Genomic DNA, 17,457 nt, shown 5'->3' with positions numbered 1-17,457 from the left:
TCACCTCTTATTTTTATGCTGTTGTTATTTGCTGCTTTATTTTATCAATTTGCTTTTGACCACTTAACTTTAACAAACCATTTCCTTGGTACTTGCGACTATATGACAATTCCACTGTATGTTTGATAATTTGCTCATACAGTGCCGGTTCAGATAAAGGCTTGTCCATCTTTGATTCCCACTTCTCAATAATAAGAGCGGCTGCACCTGAGACGTGAGGAGTAGCCATGGATGTGCCTGATAAGACTGCATATTCGTTCTCCAGATACGTTGATAGCACCTCTTCACCTGGTGCGACTAAGTCAATTTCATCATTTGTATTGCTGAACTTCGAAATCTCGCCTTTCAAATTAACAGAGCCTACTTGAACAACTTCATTATACGCCCCTGGATAGGCATATTCGTTTGTCTTATCTTTTCCATCTCCTTCATTTCCAGCTGCACAAACGACTAATATTTGTTCTTGTACAGCTTTTTTAATCGCTTCATGTAAAGAGGAATCATTCACTTTCCCTCCAAGAGACATAGAGATAATTCGCACCTTCTCTCCATTGGGTCCTCGCCAATTTATAGCATGATAAATAGCAGCTGTTACCCATTCATTCGTACCAAATCCATCTTTTGATAACACTTTTAAGATGAGAAGATCAGCCAACGGAGCAACCCCAATAACACCTTCTTCATTTTCCGTTGCACCGATCGTTCCCGCTACATGAGTTCCATGACCGTTATAATCTTGATACATTTTTGGATTTCCTTCATCATCAGATGTAAAATTGTACCCATCAACAATACGTTCTTTTAATTCTGAATGATTCATCTCGCATCCTGTATCTAATATGGCGATGACAATGCCTTCCCCTTTGTAACCTTCTTTCCATAGAGCTGGTGCTTCAATCATTTGGATACCAGGTGGAATTGTTTTTGTTGATGACATAACAGCTTGTACACGATAAGGAATTAGACCTACTTTGCCCATTTTTTTCCCTCCATTTTAGAAATGAATGAGTAAAACATGACATGTAATCCCATTATCCTACTTTGAAACTATGCAATTTATCACAAAATAAACAAATAATTCAGAAAAATATTGGTCTTTTTTCGCTATTTTGTATTATAATAAACTTGTAACGATTTTTTTTCCATGATGGTTGGCGCTTCTATGATAAGAATCGCCTCTTCTTTTTGGGCTTTTCTTTTAATTTTAATTCTTTTATGTTTTTCAATCCGATTGTAATAGTCGTAAAAATGGTGGCAAGTAAAGCGAACAGTTGCAAAGACTGCTCTAGCCACTGCATGCCTACCACCTCCTTTCTACATAAAAAAGTCCTAAACAGCTTACAAATAACTGCTAGGACTTTTAATAGTAATTAGCCAAGATTTATATTTCCTTTATCATTGCTACGAATAGGATAAATATGGAATACATGTCTTGTTTATTGTAACACAGTTGACACATAGGTACAAGTCGTTTTCTGAATAGTCAATCATTTGATTTGATACATTTTTTAAAAATAGGAGACTAACGTTGAGTTTGTCTCCTATTAAGACGTTTCATCAATAAATATTCCTCGATCAATGCCTGATCGTCTAATTTTCACGACTGTATCTACGTCGATTTCCATGTCCACAAACTCTTCATTCCACCTTTTCTCCACTTTTTTAAAGTTTCGGTAGTCTTGAACAAACATCTTTTCTCCAAATCCAAAGATATCAGCACCATATTGTTGTTGTGTTTTTTCGATGGTTTGTTCTATTTTTTTTGAAATGTATTGTTCTGCTAATTTTTCAAATTCTTCATATGTTGCTACTTTTCCTAAGTCTTTTTTACATGAGACGCTGTCAATGTAAGCTTCCATTGTTAAGCTAACTGTTGCTCTTGGAGTGCCTTTTTTATATTTTACGTGTGTCACTGTATCATTATGATAAACACGAATGGCAAAGTAATCATTTTCTCCGCAAGGAATTGTAAACGTTGTATGCTTCAATTTATCAGTGATCATAAGATACTGACGTGTATCCTCAAGGTCTAAATAACCAATAAACTTTCCCTTTTTTAACACGGCTAGACTATCTGCCTTTACAATGGCATCTAATTTTACCTTTTGCATATTTTCCATTGATTCCCCTTTTTCAGCTGAACCTTCGATAGACACTCCTGCAGCCACAGGTTCTCTTCCTTTTGAAAGCAATGCTTGAATCATATCATTTAAACGAACACCAGGGTCTCCTCCCCATTCTTTTTCAAGCGTCTCCAACTGTGCATTGATTTTCATACTTGACACTTTTTGAAGAGGGTACACGACGCTTAATATATCAGCTGCTTCGCTTCCTCTCGCAATGACAATATTAAAATCATTACGAATTTCACGATTGCGCTCTAAGAAATCAAAGATGTCGTTTACTCCTTCTTTTGCTACTTCTTCACTTATGACCACCGCTCGCATATGAGAATAGACTAAATGTCGAGATAAGCCTATATTCATTTTTTGAGTTACCTCTCCAATGTCATCACCTTCTACTGAGAATAGTATAGAAGGCGATGCGTTACCTCCTGTTTTTGGATTTAATTGCGTTGCATTCACCGCTTCAACACTTACTTTATATCGTTTATTTTCACCCTTATCCACCGCTAAACCACTCACAACCGACAGCTCACTCAATTCTATTAAATCCCAACACCCAGACAAAAATGTTGTGCAACAAAGAACGATAACTAACAAATATTTTTTCATGAAGAATCATCCTCGTTAGGGGGATGCGGACCTGTGGAATTTGGTTGCTTTAATGGCTTTTCAGATGTTAAGAAAGCAGGTCGCCATTTCATCATCCACATCGGCATGCGAAAAAACGTATCTTTTTGATCTTCTTTGTTCACTGTGGCTACAGATGCTAAATAAGGTACGCCAAACGAACGCAACGCATTAAGGTGAGCAACCATCACCATGAGCCCTAGCATGACACCATATAAACCAATGGATGCAGCGATAATAATAAACCCAAATCTGAGTAATCGAGCAGCCATGGAAAAAGAATAAACAGGGCTAACGAATCCAGCAATGGCAGTTAGCGAAACAATGATAACCATGATGCTTGAAATAAGGCCTGCTTCTACGGCTGCCTGACCAATGACTAATCCCCCTACTACAGAAACCGTCATCCCGATGGCTCTTGGCATTCGAATTCCTGCTTCACGTAAAACTTCGAACGTTAACTCCATAATAAATGCTTCGACTACAGTCGGAAACGGAATCCCTTCTCGCTGCGAAATAATGCTAATCAGAAGCTGAGTCGGAATAAGCTCTTGATGAAAGGTAATAATCCCTACATAAATAGATGGCAAAATCATCGATAGTAAGAATGCACCATATCGAATAAACCGTATAAACGAGACCATCATAAATTGCTGAAAATAGTCTTCTGATACTCGGAAGAAATCGCTAAAGATAGCCGGAACGAGGAGGACAAAAGGACTTTCCTCCACTACAATGGCTATTTTTCCTTCTAGAATGCCTGCGGTAATGGAATCAGGTCGTTCAGAGTTAAAAATGAGCGGAAATGGTGTCATCGTTTGATCTTGTATGTATTCTTCTAATGTACCAGAATCATAAATCATATTAGATTTTGCACGTTGAATTCTTTGCTTTAGTTCCGTCACGATTGTCGAATCTACTATTCCGTCCATGTAGCAAAGAAACACAGTTGTTTCTACTTCCTCTCCTGTTGACAAGGATTCAACACGTAGTGCTTCATTCTTTAAGCGTCTGCGAATTAAGCTAATATTAACATCCGCACTTTCTGTGAACACATCTTTAGGGCCCCGAATTGTAGTTTGAGCAGTTGGTTCACTAATTTGTCGATACGGGATGTTTTGGATTTTTAATGTTACTGCGTCTTCTAGCCCTTCTAAGAATAGCACACAGAAACCGGCAAGCATTTGCTTGACTGCTTGTTGATAATTATGAACAAATGTCTTTGGCGTTCCTGCAAATACGCCATCACAAAAATGAGAAAATTCATCTCGATTATAAATTTGCCGTTTTTTTTCGTTCATTGTGCTAATTGGCTCAATAATTTTTTGTGCAATCATCTGATCATCAGTCATTGAATCCAAATAACAAACAAGTGCTCTCTGCCCATTTATTAAAAGTGTCATAATTGTCAAATCAACAGACTTGCCAAAGCTGCTTTCAATGATGGATTTTGTTTTTTCTAATTCACTTGAAATATCAATTGCATCTACTTTACTTTGCTGACTTTTTTGCTCAGCACTTTGCTGATTTTCCTGTTGCTGATTTTTAGTCTCTGAACTCTTTGTTGATAGAGGTTTTGGCTCACTTTCTTGCTTATCCTTTTTCTGATCTTGCTCTTGTTGATGTTGTTGATTCACTTGCTCTTTACTTCGTTGATTCGGCTCATTCGTTTGTTCGTTCTGCTGATTATTACCTTGTTGATCTTGTTGATTTTCTTGCTTGTTGCTTTGATCTTGATTAGTATGCTGATTTTGTTTGTTCTGATCTTTTAGTTGTTTTTGCTTTTCTCTTTTTTGCTTTCGAATTTCAATAAATTCTTCTAATTTCACGCTTCGTTTCCTCCTTTCTTTATCATTTTGTCTTTTATCCATAGCCCTACTAGTAAAAAGCAAGGAATAAACACTTGAAATGGTAGGTGTAAATAGTATGGAACGAACTTTAACCCCTCTTCTAAATGCTCAGCATAATTGTTTGCAATTAAAATAGACTGCAACCCAACAATAGACGTAATTGGAATGACAAATACTTGATACGATTGACCGCTAATAAATTCAAGCCCCTTTAATGCGCCATATAAAAAGATGGTTACCTTCACAAAAATACCAAGCATCATCACAAATACAACAAGCGCATCTAATCGTTCTAAAAAATTAGCAAGTGATATCGTGCGAATAGCTGATAGTAGAGGAAATGCAGCGCGGTCTGCTGCATCTACTCCAAGAACGGATAATTTGATTACTGTAAAAGCCGCAAGCATGATTCCAGAAAACAACATGGCGTATGCACAAATTTTAATTGTCTTCTTTCGCTCATTCATTGATGCCACAAATGTGGTAAACACAACAATTTCTCCAAAAGGAAACGTGAGTACACCCGGAAAAATAGCTTTGATTACCGGGCGTGCCCCCTCTGCTAAAACAGGACGTAATTTATCAATTTCCATACTTTGATTAATAAATAAAAATAGAACAATTAAAAATAAGAACAAAATGAAATACGGCATAAAAATACCAACAGATCGACTTGTTACTTCAAGACCCAGTACAAGGTAATACATAATGACTAATAAGAACAAAATTGAAATTACTTCAATAGGGGTGTTAGGATAAATAACAGTATTTACAAGTTCACCAAAATCTCTCAGCACCCGAGCTGCCACATATAAAAAATAAAGAACATAGAAAAAGGCTAGAATCACTCCTAGCTTCTTACCTAATAGCGTAGTGAAAGTATCATAAAGATGCTTATGTTTCGTTTTGAATAACATATGACAATAAATGACAATCAATACTAAACCGAGCAAGGCACCACCACATACCGCTAGCCAAGCATCTTGTTTTGCTTCACTGCCAATATCGACAACGACAGCTGACCCAATTTCAAAACTAACGATTAACATGAACAATTGTGAATATGAAATAACCTCTTTACGTATCATCTCCACCTCAACCCTGCTGCATATTCTTCTTTTTCTTTTTTCGCTTCCAGTCACTTACTATTCCAACACCTAAACAAATGATTGTAAAAGTGAGTACATAATATTTTCCTATGTTTTTTCCTTCGATAAACATCATCGTAAATGCATCGATCATGCTTGTTTTAGTTAAAAACGCATCAATGAAAATCGTCATACTTATTAAGCCACTTAAAACTAACAAAGAAAGGAATGTAATCATTTTATTTTTTTCACCAACCATTTCTTACAGGTAGTTTTTCTCAATTAATGAAAAACATTCGTATTCTTTGACGTTTAAAAGGGGTAAGAAAAGTTCTAAAACGAAGAGAACGCTACTCTCCAAGTTTAAGAACTAATTTTTCTGTTTTACGCAAAAAGGACTGTCAATAAAAACCCGTGATTTTACTGAGTTTTTATGACAATCCTATAGTTTGCAAAAGGGGCGTTTAAAGAGGATATTTTCCACTTGCATGACACCCTTTTATTTTTGAATAGCTCCACATGCAATACGTTCTCCTGCATTTCCAGATGGATCTGTTATATAATCATCAGGTTTTTCATGAATAATGAGTGATGTTCCATCCATATCAAGCAGTGAATTTTGCTTTCCCTCTTGAAGGGTTACGAGTGAAGCAAACACTTCTGTATTCACTTTGCCATCTTTGCCAACTTCAATGTTAGGAAGATCACCTGCGTGAGGACCTTTCGGATTTTTAACACCATGTTGGCGATCAAACGGATTGAAATGACCACTTGCTGATTGGAAATCTGGCTGTTCACACTTCCCCACATCATGAATATGAAAACCATGGCGACCTGGTGGCAGACTTTTTGCTGTTACCTTAATCTTCACACCGTTTTCTTGCTGTGTTAAACGCGCTTCTCCAATCGTTTCACCTTTCGTGTTTATCAGATTTACATCCATTGTTTCAATTGCTACTTCACTAGCAGGGGCAGCTTCCTGATTTTCCATATGAGATGGATGATGGTCTCGTTGATTCATATTACATGCAACTAGTGCTGCACTTATTAAAAAAAACATCATACTAAGAACAAGTTTTTTCAACATAATCCCTCCATGTTATCGTTCATTCTTTTCCATCTTTTCACAGATAGACGAATTTTAGACATGATGTGAAAAGGTTTATGATGTTTCTTTTACTTTCAATAAAAAACCCCCTTATATGCTATTATCCATCGTAAAATGCATAGCATATAAGGGGGCTATTAATTATATGTTTGTTTCTTTAATGACCGAAGGCAATGTTTCTTTCATATAATTATTCATTTTTTCAATGGCTAATTGCTGCATAATTGGATCTTTCACTTCTTTTAATTCTTTCTTTTGTCGCTTATCGACCCTTATAATATGATAACCATAATCCGTTTTTACTGGTTCTCCAATTTCACCAATTTTTTGATTCGCTGCTGCATCACGAAATTCTCCATCTAACTGAGAAAGCGGCATCTGCTCATATACACCTTTTGTTTTTTTGCTACCAGGGTCTTCATTGTACTTCTCTGCTAGCTTTGAAAAGTCACCGCCCTCATCGAGCTGGTTCTTCACATCATCAGCAATCTTCTTCGCTTTTTCATCTGTCCTCACTTCTTTTTCTTTACCCTCTTCATCTGCTTGCTTTGTCGCCACTAAAATATGTTGAAATGTCAGACCTGTTACTTCATCCGATACATCTTCATAAAAAGCTTGGATATCTTTATCAGTCAATCCTTCTCTAAAATATTGTTCCACTTTATAATAGTTTAAAAGATGGTTTTTAATTGTTTCTTCTTTTACACTTAACGTTTCATACCCTTTTTTTCGTGTTTTTTCGTCATACGAAGCAGAAATTTGCTCCCACAGCTCATCTGCTCGCTCTGATGCCCACTGATCATCTTTCACTTCTTGCGTGATTTTTTCTTCCATTACAAGATGATTTAACACTTCTTTTTGGAACTCTTTTTCATTAATAGGGGCATCTGGATTGACAAAACCTTGAAACGCTAAATAATCTGCGAATTCCTTACCAGATACTTCTCCCCCTTTGTAAGTCACCACTTCATTTTGTTTTTCAAGTTCATTTCGCTCTAATTTTGGAAAGGATACCTCTTGAGCTTGACTTGTTTCTTTTTTTGCTGATGAATCTGCGTTGTTGCAAGCCATTAAAGACATCGCAAGAGCTGCAGTTAGCGCAATGACACTGATTTTTTTACTCATTATTTAAACCTCTTTCTGTTAAAGTTAGAGACGTCGTTTTCTTTTGAGCACCTCGATGATAGGTCACTTCTACTTTATCTCCTATTTTTGTCTTCGTATACAAATACTTACGTAGCTCTTTACCAGTTGCTACGTCTTGTCCATTAATTGCTACAATGACATCCTTTGATTGAAGCCCTGCATCTGCTGCCGGAGAAAATGGTTCAACGCTTGCTAATGCTACGCCTTTATCAAATTGCTTAGGCAGCTTTAATTCTTCTTGTTGCGCTTGAGGAGACACTTGTGTAATGTCGACCATTGATACCCCCATGTAAGCACGTTGTACCTTTCCATTCTTCATTAAGTCATCAACAATCTTACTCACATCATTACTAGGAATGGCAAATCCTAATCCTTCAACTCCAGATTGAGCAATTTTCAAACTATTTATACCAATTACTTGCCCAGCAGCGTTTACAAGCGCGCCCCCACTATTACCAGGGTTAATCGCTGCATCCGTTTGCAGGACATCTAATTCCCATTCCCCTTCTTGAGTGTTAATCGCAATGGAACGCTCTGTTCCGCTAATAATCCCTTGGGTAACAGTACGTGAGAACTGTTCCCCTAATGGATTGCCAATTGCAATAGCTGGTTCTCCTTGTACAATGCGTGAAGAATCTCCGAACTCAGCAACCTTTTGAACATACTGACTATCAATCTTCAATACTGCTAAATCAGTTAAAGCGTCTGCCCCAACAACTTCAGCATCAACTGTTTCACCAGTTGACATCGTAACGTTTATTTTACTTGCCCCTTCAATTACATGGTTATTTGTCACAATATAAGCATCTTTACCGTCCTTTTTAAACACTACACCAGAGCCAGTCCCACCTTCTGCTTCTTGTGTATTCGACGAGAATGGATTGCTTCTCTGTTCAAATTTGGTCACACTTACAACAGATGGTGACACCTCTTCAATCATTTTTACAAGGTCACTTGAATTCATCGATGTTTGTTGAATTGGTAATGAATCATTAGAAGGCCGTTCCTCTACCGTGCTTGATGGGATAGATACCGGCTCATTGATCCCTAGGAGCGGACTCCCATATAATACAATCCCACCACCTAAAATAGCTCCTGTTAAGGATGAAGCAACAAATGGAATAAATCGCTTTTGGCGTTTTTCCTGTCTTGTATAAGAGGTAGGTTGATTAAGTTGATGTTCTTCACGCTCCGTTGTGTTTTCCACTTCTTGTGAATGTTGATGTTCTTGTGAATCATGGTTGTTTTGTTCACGCATATCCATGATAATCTCTCCTTTTGATGAACGATTTTCTTTTGATGCTTCTTACTATACATAAATAATTTGGGAAAAGTATCAAAACATTGTGGGAAATTGTGAAATGCTTCTTTTCTAAAGAGCACGCGTAGTATAATGTCTGTGAAGTGTGAGAGGAGTGTGAGAAAAGTGTCTTATGAAATTTATCTTGTTGAAGATGAAAAGAATCTAAATGAAGTATTAACTCTTTACCTAGAAAAAGAAGGATGGAACGTTACCTCTTTTGTAACAGGGGAAGGGGCACGAGCCGCCATACATAAACAGCCACATCTATGGATTTTAGATATTATGTTGCCAGATTTAGATGGCTATCAACTCATTCGTGAGATTAAAGCTCATTCTGATGTACCCGTTATCTTTATTTCCGCTCGAGATGCAGATATTGATCGGGTACTTGGGCTTGAAATGGGCAGCGATGATTATTTAGCAAAACCCTTTTTACCACGAGAGCTTGTGATTCGTGTTCAAAAACTATTAACTAGAGTATACGGAGAGCTTGATAAAAAAGAAAGTCCTATTATCCTTTCACCTTATACAATTGAAATGGAAGTAAGATCCGTTTCTGACGAACATGAACAGCTTGACTTAACGTCTAAGGAATTTGACCTCGTTCTTCTATTTGCTAAAAATCAAGGACAAGCATTCTCTCGAGAGCAAATTCTTAATCGTATTTGGGGTGAGGATTACTTCGGAACGGATCGAGTTGTTGATGATCTTGTTCGCCGATTACGCAAAAAAATGCCTCATTTACGAATTGAAACGATTTATGGCTATGGATATAGGATGACAAAAGGATGAAAAATAAACCTTTGACCTTACAAATTTGGTTTGTGATTTCTGCTATTCTACTAGTCATCTCACTATTACTTGCTATCTTATTTCCGACTACATTAAGAAGCTTCTTCACAAAAGAGATGTATCGAGCCATTGAAAATGAACAACTGATTTTAAAAGAATACGGACTTCCTAATTCAAGTGAAGAATATTATTTCGGAGGAAATGATAACGTTCCTCTTCGAAACCGTTCTGTTCACCATGTATTTCTACCTGAGAATTTAAATATTCCATTAATCTCTCAAACATTGCCAATTAACGTGTTACGAGAAATCCAACTTGCAGCTGCTACACAAGAGAATCTAACAGAACGCTATTCAACAGATGTAGGTGAAAAGACTCTTTTTTATGTCATTCAAAAGGTAACTGTAAATGGACAACCAGCTTTTCTTCTTTCCTATTCATGGGATTCTTACCGAAATGACTTAGTTCAAACATTATTCAAGCAGTTACTCTTTATTATGAGTATTGTCTTTTTACTTAGTTGGATTCCATCCATTTGGCTTGCTAAATATTTAAGTCGTCCCCTCGTCGCATTAGAAAAGCATGTGAGACGAATCTCAAAGCAAGATTGGCATGAGCCCGTAAACGTCGATCGTGAAGATGAAATTGGAAAGCTTGGAGCTTCAATTGAACAGATGCGTGAGCGACTTGTCAAAAAAGATGAAGCTCAACAAGTATTGCTTCAAAATATTTCTCACGATTTAAAAACACCCGTGATGGTTATAAGAAGCTATTCTCAGTCCATTCAAGATGGCATTTATCCTAAAGGGGATTTACAATCAACGGTACAGGTCATTGAAGACGAAGCGGAGAGATTAGAAAAGAAAATTAAAGATTTATTGTACTTAACAAAGCTAGATTATTTAGCCACAAAAAAAGTAGAAGGTGAGTCATTTGATTTTTCTCTCTTAATTAATCAAGTGATTGATCGTTTTCGTTGGACACGTTCAGATTTAGAATGGAACGTAAATGCTTCTGCTCTTTTTATAAAAGGAGATCGTGAACAATGGATGAAAGTACTCGAAAATATAATTGAGAATCAGTTACGATATGCCAAAACGACGATTACAATCTCTTTTAAACAGGAAGACAAGCACGCGAAGTTAACAATTGGAAACGATGGACCACCTATCGAATATCATGTACTTGAAACTCTGTTTGAACCTTTTCATAAAGGAATGGAAGGAGAATTTGGAATCGGACTCAGCATTGTAAAAAGAGTGGTCTCTTATCATGGTGCCACAATATGGGCTGAAAATAAAGAAAGCGGGGTTCGCTTTCATATTAGAATTCCTGCTTTTACAGAAGAAAAATGAACAAGCGCTCTCAAACGTAAATGTTTGAGAGCGCTTGTTTTATCAATCTCTACTTTAATTTTCATACCACCTAAAAACGACCTCTCCTATTTTATAAATCAATAACATAGATGCAATGGTAATTCCAACATGTGCACTACCAAATCCAACTTTATATATCGGAGATTTATCTAAATATAAAATAATGAGGTATAGCCCAGCAACAATATTTATTACAGACACAATCCCTAATGTCTTCATTGCATACATTCTCCATAGCTCTAACACACCGTACACTCCTTTTAAAAAATGTATTGTTTCCCTAGTAATGTGTACAAATTTGTTTTTTTATGTATAAATCAGACGGCGTTTAGCTAGAATGTTTTAACTTGAATCTTTATCATAACGTGTTATAATCAAAGCCTACTATTTCAATAGGAAAAGGTGATGATATTGCGTACAACAGTTATAAACCAACAAAACTCGCTCCATAAACAACATAATCCTTTAGCTCCTTCTCCATTGAAAGAGCCGAAAAATATGCTTGTAGGTGCTGGATTAATTGGTTCAGCCGTATTAGGAAGCATCATTGTAGGATCTGAGGGTTCGGTACAAGGTGTTCTGTTTATTCTTGGGTTATTACTTGGATTTACATTGTTTCATGCACGTTTCGGCTTTACCTCAGCGTTTCGACGCCTAATGGCTGTTGGTAACGGCGAAGCTTTACGTGCTCATATGGTGATGCTTGCTGTAGCGACAACGTTATTTGCTCTTATTTTATCGAGTGGACTTAGCTTCACAGGCGTAACACCAACTGGTTATGTGTCGCCTGTAGGTGTAAGCTTACTATTTGGTTCCTTTATCTTCGGAATTGGAATGCAACTTGGAAATGGATGTGCATCAGGTACTCTTTATTCACTTGGTGGCGGTAGCTCTTCGATGTGGATTACACTAACTGGCTTTATTGTTGGTTCTGTAGTTGCAACGGCACATTTCGATTTTTGGATGAACGACATGCCTTCTCTCCCTGCAATTTCATTAGCTGAGAGCACAGGTTTAGGCTATTTAGGAGCATGGTTCGTTCAAATGACTATATTTGGACTTATTTTTTTATTAACGATTTATCTTCAGAAAAAGAAAAATCCACCGAAAATGAAACAGCTTCCAACCGTTCAAGGATGGAAACGTATTTTCCGTGGTTCTTGGCCAATTCTAGTAGCAGCGATTGTATTAGCTGTTTTAAACGCTGTAACACTCATGGTTCGTGGTCAACCTTGGGGCATTACATCTGCATTTGCTTTATGGGGTGCAAAAGTGGCAACGGCTATTGGCATTGATGTTACACAATGGAGTTACTGGCAACAAGACGCACAAGCTGCTTCGCTCACTCAATCTGTACTAGCTGATTCAACAAGTGTAATGAATTTTGGGATTATGCTCGGTGCATTCTTAGCTTCAAGTATTGCTGGAATCTTTGCTCTTAAAAAGATTCGACCAGGCGTTGCAGCTGCCTCACTAATTGGTGGATTAATGATGGGATATGGCGCTCGTCTTGCTTTCGGTTGTAACATTGGTGCTTACTTTGGAGGTATCGCTTCATTTAGCTTGCACGGATGGGTATGGATGGTCATGGCGATGCTTGGAACGTACCTTGCGCTCTTTATTAGACCATTATTCGGCCTATCAAATCCGAAACCAAATGATTCTGTTTGCTAAAAAGCTGTAGAGGCTCAGACATACGTGAGTAACAAGAAAAAAGATTTACAAGCAACATCCCTTTCTCCTTATCCATTGATGTTTCTGAGTTTTTGGGCAAGGGACGTTGTAGGCTGAGCCAAACAGGGGTGTTCTTTATCCCTTTTGTCTCAGCCTCTTTTTGTATATGAATGAATGGTTACGGTAAGACTGGATAAAAAACGAAAAGAGGAGTATGCTTGTGTATCCAGTAGAAGTGCAACTACTATGGCTTTATGTATCGATCATGTTCTTAGGAGCAATCGTGTTCTTTTTTATGAGTAGGAATCGTAAAGGTGTTCCACGTGTTGAGTATATGATTGCTATTATCATTCCTGTTTGGTCAGGTCTTGCTTACCTTTCAATGGCTCTCGGTCAAGGTGTCTTACAACTAAATGGTTCAATCATTTATTTTGCTCGTTATATTGACTGGGTAGTGACTACGCCTCTTCTTTTAGTTGCGTTATCTTTAACAGCGATGTTTTACTCGAAACAGAAAGATTTTATCATGATTGGTACACTCGTTGTAGCAGATATTATTATGGTGTTAAGCGGGTTACTTGGTGATCTATCTAGTGGTCCAGCAGTCTATACATGGTATTTAGTTGGTCTTAGTGCATTTTTAGTTATCCTCTACATCATTTGGTACCCACTTCGACAAATTGCACAATCTCAAAGTTCTCAATTACATACAACTTATACAATTATGGCAGGTTATTTAACTGCTTTTTGGGTATCGTATCCAACAGTATGGCTTTTAGGACCTTCTGGATTAGGTGTAATAGGACAAATTGCTGATACGATGTTTTTTGTCTTGCTACCGATTTTTTCAAAAGTTGGATTCAGCTTATTAGACTTAATTCGTTTACGTAAAATCAATGAATTAAAAGGAACAGACATAAAAGATCGGACACCCTTATAAAGAGTGTCCGATTGAATAAGAAGACATTTAGCTATTCGTATAAGAGATAGAATACACGTTATTAAAATAAGCGTTATAAAGCGCTTCGACTGCTTTTGGAACGACTTCACTTTTCACGCCAAACATCATGCTAACTTCAGATGAACCTTGGTTAATCATTTCTAAGTTAACATCTGCACGAGCCAATGCTTCGGTTGCTTTTGCTGCAATTCCTACCGAGCTATTCATCCCTTCACCTACAACCATGATAAGGGCTAAGTCACGCTCAATAAAGAGTTCGTCTACTTCAAGCTCTGTTTGAATACGTGAGAACACTCGCTCTTCCTTCTCAGGTGTTAGTTGATGCTCGCGCATGATGACAGAGATGTTATCGATTCCAGACGGTGTATGCTCATATGAAATGCCTTCGTCTTCTAAAATTTGAAGTAAGCGACGGCCAAAACCAAGCTCACGGTTCAATAAATACTTACTCACATGAATGTTACAAAAACCAGTGTCTCCTGCAATACCAACAACTGGTGTGTCACTATATTTACGCTTTGGCACAATGAACGTACCAGGAGCACTTGGGTTATTTGTATTTTTTACACAAACTGGAATACCTAACTTATACACAGGCTCTAACGCTTCATCGTGAAACACAGAAAACCCACCGTAAGAAAGCTCGCGCATTTCACGATACGTCACTTCTTTTACTTCTTTTGGATTTTTGACAATACGCGGATCTACACTATAAATGGAATCTACATCTGTGAAGTTTTCATATAAAGCTGCTTTAACACCTGCAGCTAAAATAGAACCTGTAATGTCAGATCCACCTCGTGAAAATGTTACCATGTTGCCGTTTTCAGAATAACCAAAGAAACCTGGCACAACTAAAATACCTGTTCGTTCTTTTAATTTCTCTATCTCTTGATAAGAATGAGGTAATACTCGCGCATGACCTGGCTCATCGGTTACGAAAATGCCCGCTTCTTTCGGATTTACATAATAGGCTTCGTGTCCTAAATGATTAAAATAAGCAGCCATTAATTTCGCGTTATTGTCTTCACCACTTGCTTTTATGCAATCAAGCAAACGGAATGAGTCATGTTTATGTATATCAATAATGGATTGTAAGTTTGCCATAATGTCAGACAGAATATCAGTGGACATTTCTAGCTCGGTGACAATCTCTCGATAGCGATCAACAATCTGCCCGAATTCATTCATATAGTCTTCACCTAGCTGTACTTTTGCTGCTAGTGCGATTAATAAGTCTGTCATTTTTGTATCTTCACTGAATCGCTTACCAGGTGCTGATACGACCACTATACGTCGCTCTGGATCACTTGTCACAATTTTTGCTACTTGCTTGAATTTTTCTCCACTCGCTACAGAGCTCCCACCAAATTTCGCAACCTTCATTTTTACGACACTTCCTTACTCTCTTTTTAATAGTAGACTATTGTATCATACTCTTTATTCAAGGAAAGTATGATGTCTAATTTTTCTAAAAATTAAACAAGAATTAAACCAATTGTACATAAAGGGTGAACAAATGTCCACCCTTTATGTACAATTACGATTCAATTTTTCTTTTTTTTAACAATCCTACCATAAGTGCCGTAATAAATGAACCAATTAAAATAGAAACGATATAAAGAAATGGATTTCCTGTTACAACAGGAATAACAAACGCTCCTCCGTGTGGAGCAGGTAAGCCAATTCCAAACATCATCGTTAACGCTCCAGCAACGGCTGAACCAACAACGGCTGACGGAATAACTCGTCCTGGGTCAGCAGCTGCAAACGGAATGGCTCCTTCTGTAATAAATGAAGCTCCTAAGAAATAACTTGTTTTCCCTGCCTCACGTTCTTGCTCTGTAAATTTACTTTTAAACAGTGTTGTAGCTAGTGCTAATCCTAATGGTGGAACCATTCCTCCTGCCATAATCGCTGCATGTGGTGCATAATTACCAGCATCAATCATCGCAATTCCAAATGTAAAGGCTGCTTTATTAATTGGGCCACCCATATCAACGGCCATCATCCCACCTAGCACAAGACCAAGTAAAACTAAGTTTCCTGTTCCCATGCTTCCAAGAACACTTGTTAATCCATCATTTAAAGCTTTAACCGGTCCAATTATTCCATACATCATCACCATTCCTGTGATGAAAACCCCTAATAAAGGATATAACAAAACGGGCTTCAAACCATCTAACGTTTGCGGAAGTCCGCTTAATAGTTTCTTTAATCCTACAACGATGTAACCTGCTAAAAACCCTGCAATTAATCCTCCTAAAAATCCAGCTCCCCCTGTTGAAGCCATTAGTCCACCAACCATACCAGGTGCTAAACCAGGACGATCTGCAATACTCATTGCAATAAACCCTGCTAAAACCGGAATCATTAAGCCAAATGCATTTCCACCACCAATGGTGCTTAGCGCTTCTGCAAATGGATGATAACTTGGATCATTCGGGTCTGCCGCGTTAATACCAAACATAAATGAAATGGCAATTAAAATTCCACCACCTACGACAAATGGAAGCATCGCAGATACACCGCTCATTAAATGCTTATAAAATCCTGTTCGCTCCTTTTTCGTGTTAGATGATTGTTGCTTTTCATCTCCGTGATAAACCGGTGCATCCCCTTTTAACGCACGATTTAGCAGTTCCTCAGGGCGACGAATGCCTTCTGCTACTCGTACTTGAATCACTTTTTTCCCGTTAAAGCGCTCCATCTCCACTTGTTTATCAGCTGCGACAATAATGGTGGTAGCGTTTTCAATTTCTTCCTTTGTGAGCGCATTCTTCACACCACTTGAACCGTTTGTTTCTACTTTAAAAGCAATGTTCATTTCTTTTGCTTTTGCTTTTAAGCTATCGGCTGCCATATACGTATGAGCAATTCCTGTTGGACAAGCAGTCACGGCTAAGATTAATTGTTCATCTATTACGGTAACGTCTTCTTCTACCTCTCCTTCACTTTCTTTTTCATCAATATTGGAGATGACTTCTTCAATCGATGATGCATGTAACAAGGATGAGCGAAACGAAGGATCCATCAATAATGAAGATAATCGAGAAAGGGTCTCTAAATGAGCATTATTAGCTCCTTCACTTGCAGCAATCATGAAAAACAAATGTGCAGGTTGACCATCAAGTGATTCATAATCAATTCCAGCCGTTGAACGACCAAATGCAATGGCTGGTGTTTTTACTGCACTTGTTTTTGCATGTGGAATAGCAATACCTTCGCCAATTCCTGTTGTACTCTGCGATTCTCTTTTTAAAATTGCCTTTTTAAACTCTTCTTCATTTTGAAGGCGTCCAGCTTCTCCTAATTTATGAATAAGCTCATCAATTACTTCTTCCTTTGACGAGCTAGTCAAATCTAAAATAACGGTATCTTTCTTTAATAAATCTGTTATTTTCAT

The 17,457-nt window shown here is 37.6% G+C and carries 16 protein-coding genes; 4 read left to right on the top strand and 12 right to left on the bottom strand.

The annotated features are described in order from the left end of the window. Nucleotides 1-13 precede the first annotated feature (13 nt). The 9 genes from JOC83_RS05060 to JOC83_RS05020 all read right to left on the bottom strand — a co-directional run bounded on the left by JOC83_RS05060 (nucleotide 14) and on the right by JOC83_RS05020 (nucleotide 9,209). On the bottom strand, nucleotides 14-979 hold the full coding sequence (locus tag JOC83_RS05060) for a S8 family peptidase (RefSeq protein WP_205184602.1): 966 nt from the start codon (nucleotides 977-979) through the stop codon (nucleotides 14-16). A 181-nt stretch (nucleotides 980-1,160) separates the two neighbouring features. After that, the gene (locus JOC83_RS05055; protein ID WP_205184599.1) at nucleotides 1,161-1,298 is read right to left on the bottom strand and encodes a hypothetical protein; all 138 of its coding nucleotides are present in this window, start codon (nucleotides 1,296-1,298) and stop codon (nucleotides 1,161-1,163) included. Nucleotides 1,299-1,544: 246 nt separating this feature from the next. Continuing rightward, complete coding sequence (locus tag JOC83_RS05050; RefSeq protein ID WP_205184597.1) at nucleotides 1,545-2,735, bottom strand: Ger(x)C family spore germination protein; 1,191 nt, start codon at nucleotides 2,733-2,735, stop codon at nucleotides 1,545-1,547. Beyond that, nucleotides 2,732-4,582, bottom strand: a complete 1,851-nt coding sequence (locus JOC83_RS05045; RefSeq protein WP_205184595.1) for a spore germination protein — start codon at nucleotides 4,580-4,582, stop codon at nucleotides 2,732-2,734. The genes JOC83_RS05050 and JOC83_RS05045 overlap by 4 nt, the downstream gene beginning before the upstream one ends. After that, complete coding sequence (locus JOC83_RS05040) at nucleotides 4,579-5,691, bottom strand: GerAB/ArcD/ProY family transporter (protein ID WP_205184592.1); 1,113 nt, start codon at nucleotides 5,689-5,691, stop codon at nucleotides 4,579-4,581. Before JOC83_RS05040 ends, JOC83_RS05045 begins: the two co-directional genes overlap by 4 nt. 7 nt (nucleotides 5,692-5,698) lie before the next feature. Continuing rightward, entirely contained in the window at nucleotides 5,699-5,884 is a 186-nt protein-coding gene (locus tag JOC83_RS05035; protein WP_205184590.1) for a hypothetical protein, read from the bottom strand. A gap of 306 nt (nucleotides 5,885-6,190) precedes the next feature. Next, a complete protein-coding gene (locus JOC83_RS05030) occupies nucleotides 6,191-6,775 on the bottom strand; it encodes a superoxide dismutase family protein (RefSeq protein WP_205184587.1) in 585 nt (194 codons plus the stop codon). A gap of 165 nt (nucleotides 6,776-6,940) precedes the next feature. After that, complete coding sequence (locus tag JOC83_RS05025) at nucleotides 6,941-7,924, bottom strand: peptidylprolyl isomerase (protein ID WP_205184584.1); 984 nt, start codon at nucleotides 7,922-7,924, stop codon at nucleotides 6,941-6,943. Next, nucleotides 7,917-9,209 (bottom strand): S1C family serine protease, encoded by a 1,293-nt coding sequence (locus JOC83_RS05020; RefSeq protein WP_239583308.1) that lies wholly within the window; start codon nucleotides 9,207-9,209, stop codon nucleotides 7,917-7,919. The genes JOC83_RS05025 and JOC83_RS05020 overlap by 8 nt, the downstream gene beginning before the upstream one ends. Before the next feature lie 162 nt (nucleotides 9,210-9,371). Here JOC83_RS05020 and JOC83_RS05015 point away from each other — a divergent pair, with 162 nt between their 5' ends. Further along, nucleotides 9,372-10,040, top strand: a complete 669-nt coding sequence (locus JOC83_RS05015) for a response regulator (RefSeq protein WP_205184581.1) — start codon at nucleotides 9,372-9,374, stop codon at nucleotides 10,038-10,040. Beyond that, a complete protein-coding gene (locus tag JOC83_RS05010; protein ID WP_205184578.1) occupies nucleotides 10,037-11,395 on the top strand; it encodes a sensor histidine kinase in 1,359 nt (452 codons plus the stop codon). Before JOC83_RS05015 ends, JOC83_RS05010 begins: the two co-directional genes overlap by 4 nt. A gap of 54 nt (nucleotides 11,396-11,449) precedes the next feature. Here the strand turns inward: JOC83_RS05010 and JOC83_RS05005 are convergent, their stop codons facing one another. Then, on the bottom strand, nucleotides 11,450-11,662 hold the full coding sequence (locus JOC83_RS05005) for a hypothetical protein (protein WP_205184575.1): 213 nt from the start codon (nucleotides 11,660-11,662) through the stop codon (nucleotides 11,450-11,452). 252 nt (nucleotides 11,663-11,914) lie between these two features. Here JOC83_RS05005 and JOC83_RS05000 point away from each other — a divergent pair, with 252 nt between their 5' ends. Both JOC83_RS05000 and JOC83_RS04995 read left to right on the top strand, forming a co-directional pair. Beyond that, the gene (locus JOC83_RS05000; RefSeq protein WP_239583373.1) at nucleotides 11,915-13,090 is read left to right on the top strand and encodes a YeeE/YedE family protein; all 1,176 of its coding nucleotides are present in this window, start codon (nucleotides 11,915-11,917) and stop codon (nucleotides 13,088-13,090) included. 220 nt (nucleotides 13,091-13,310) lie between these two features. Further along, nucleotides 13,311-14,030 (top strand): bacteriorhodopsin, encoded by a 720-nt coding sequence (locus JOC83_RS04995; RefSeq protein ID WP_205184569.1) that lies wholly within the window; start codon nucleotides 13,311-13,313, stop codon nucleotides 14,028-14,030. Between the two features lie 27 nt (nucleotides 14,031-14,057). On the opposite strand, the gene JOC83_RS04990 is transcribed toward JOC83_RS04995, so the two are convergent. Further along, entirely contained in the window at nucleotides 14,058-15,437 is a 1,380-nt protein-coding gene (locus JOC83_RS04990; RefSeq protein WP_205184559.1) for an aspartate kinase, read from the bottom strand. Between the two features lie 154 nt (nucleotides 15,438-15,591). Next, nucleotides 15,592-17,457, bottom strand: coding sequence for a PTS fructose transporter subunit IIABC (locus tag JOC83_RS04985; protein WP_205184557.1), 1,866 nt, complete (start codon nucleotides 17,455-17,457; stop codon nucleotides 15,592-15,594).

Origin of the sequence: Priestia iocasae, from assembly GCF_016909075.1 — a bacterium.
Taxonomy (GTDB): Bacteria; Bacillota; Bacilli; order Bacillales; family Bacillaceae_H; genus Priestia; species Priestia iocasae.
Note: the sequence above shows the minus strand (reverse complement) of the source record. Positions and strands in the feature narration are given on the sequence as shown.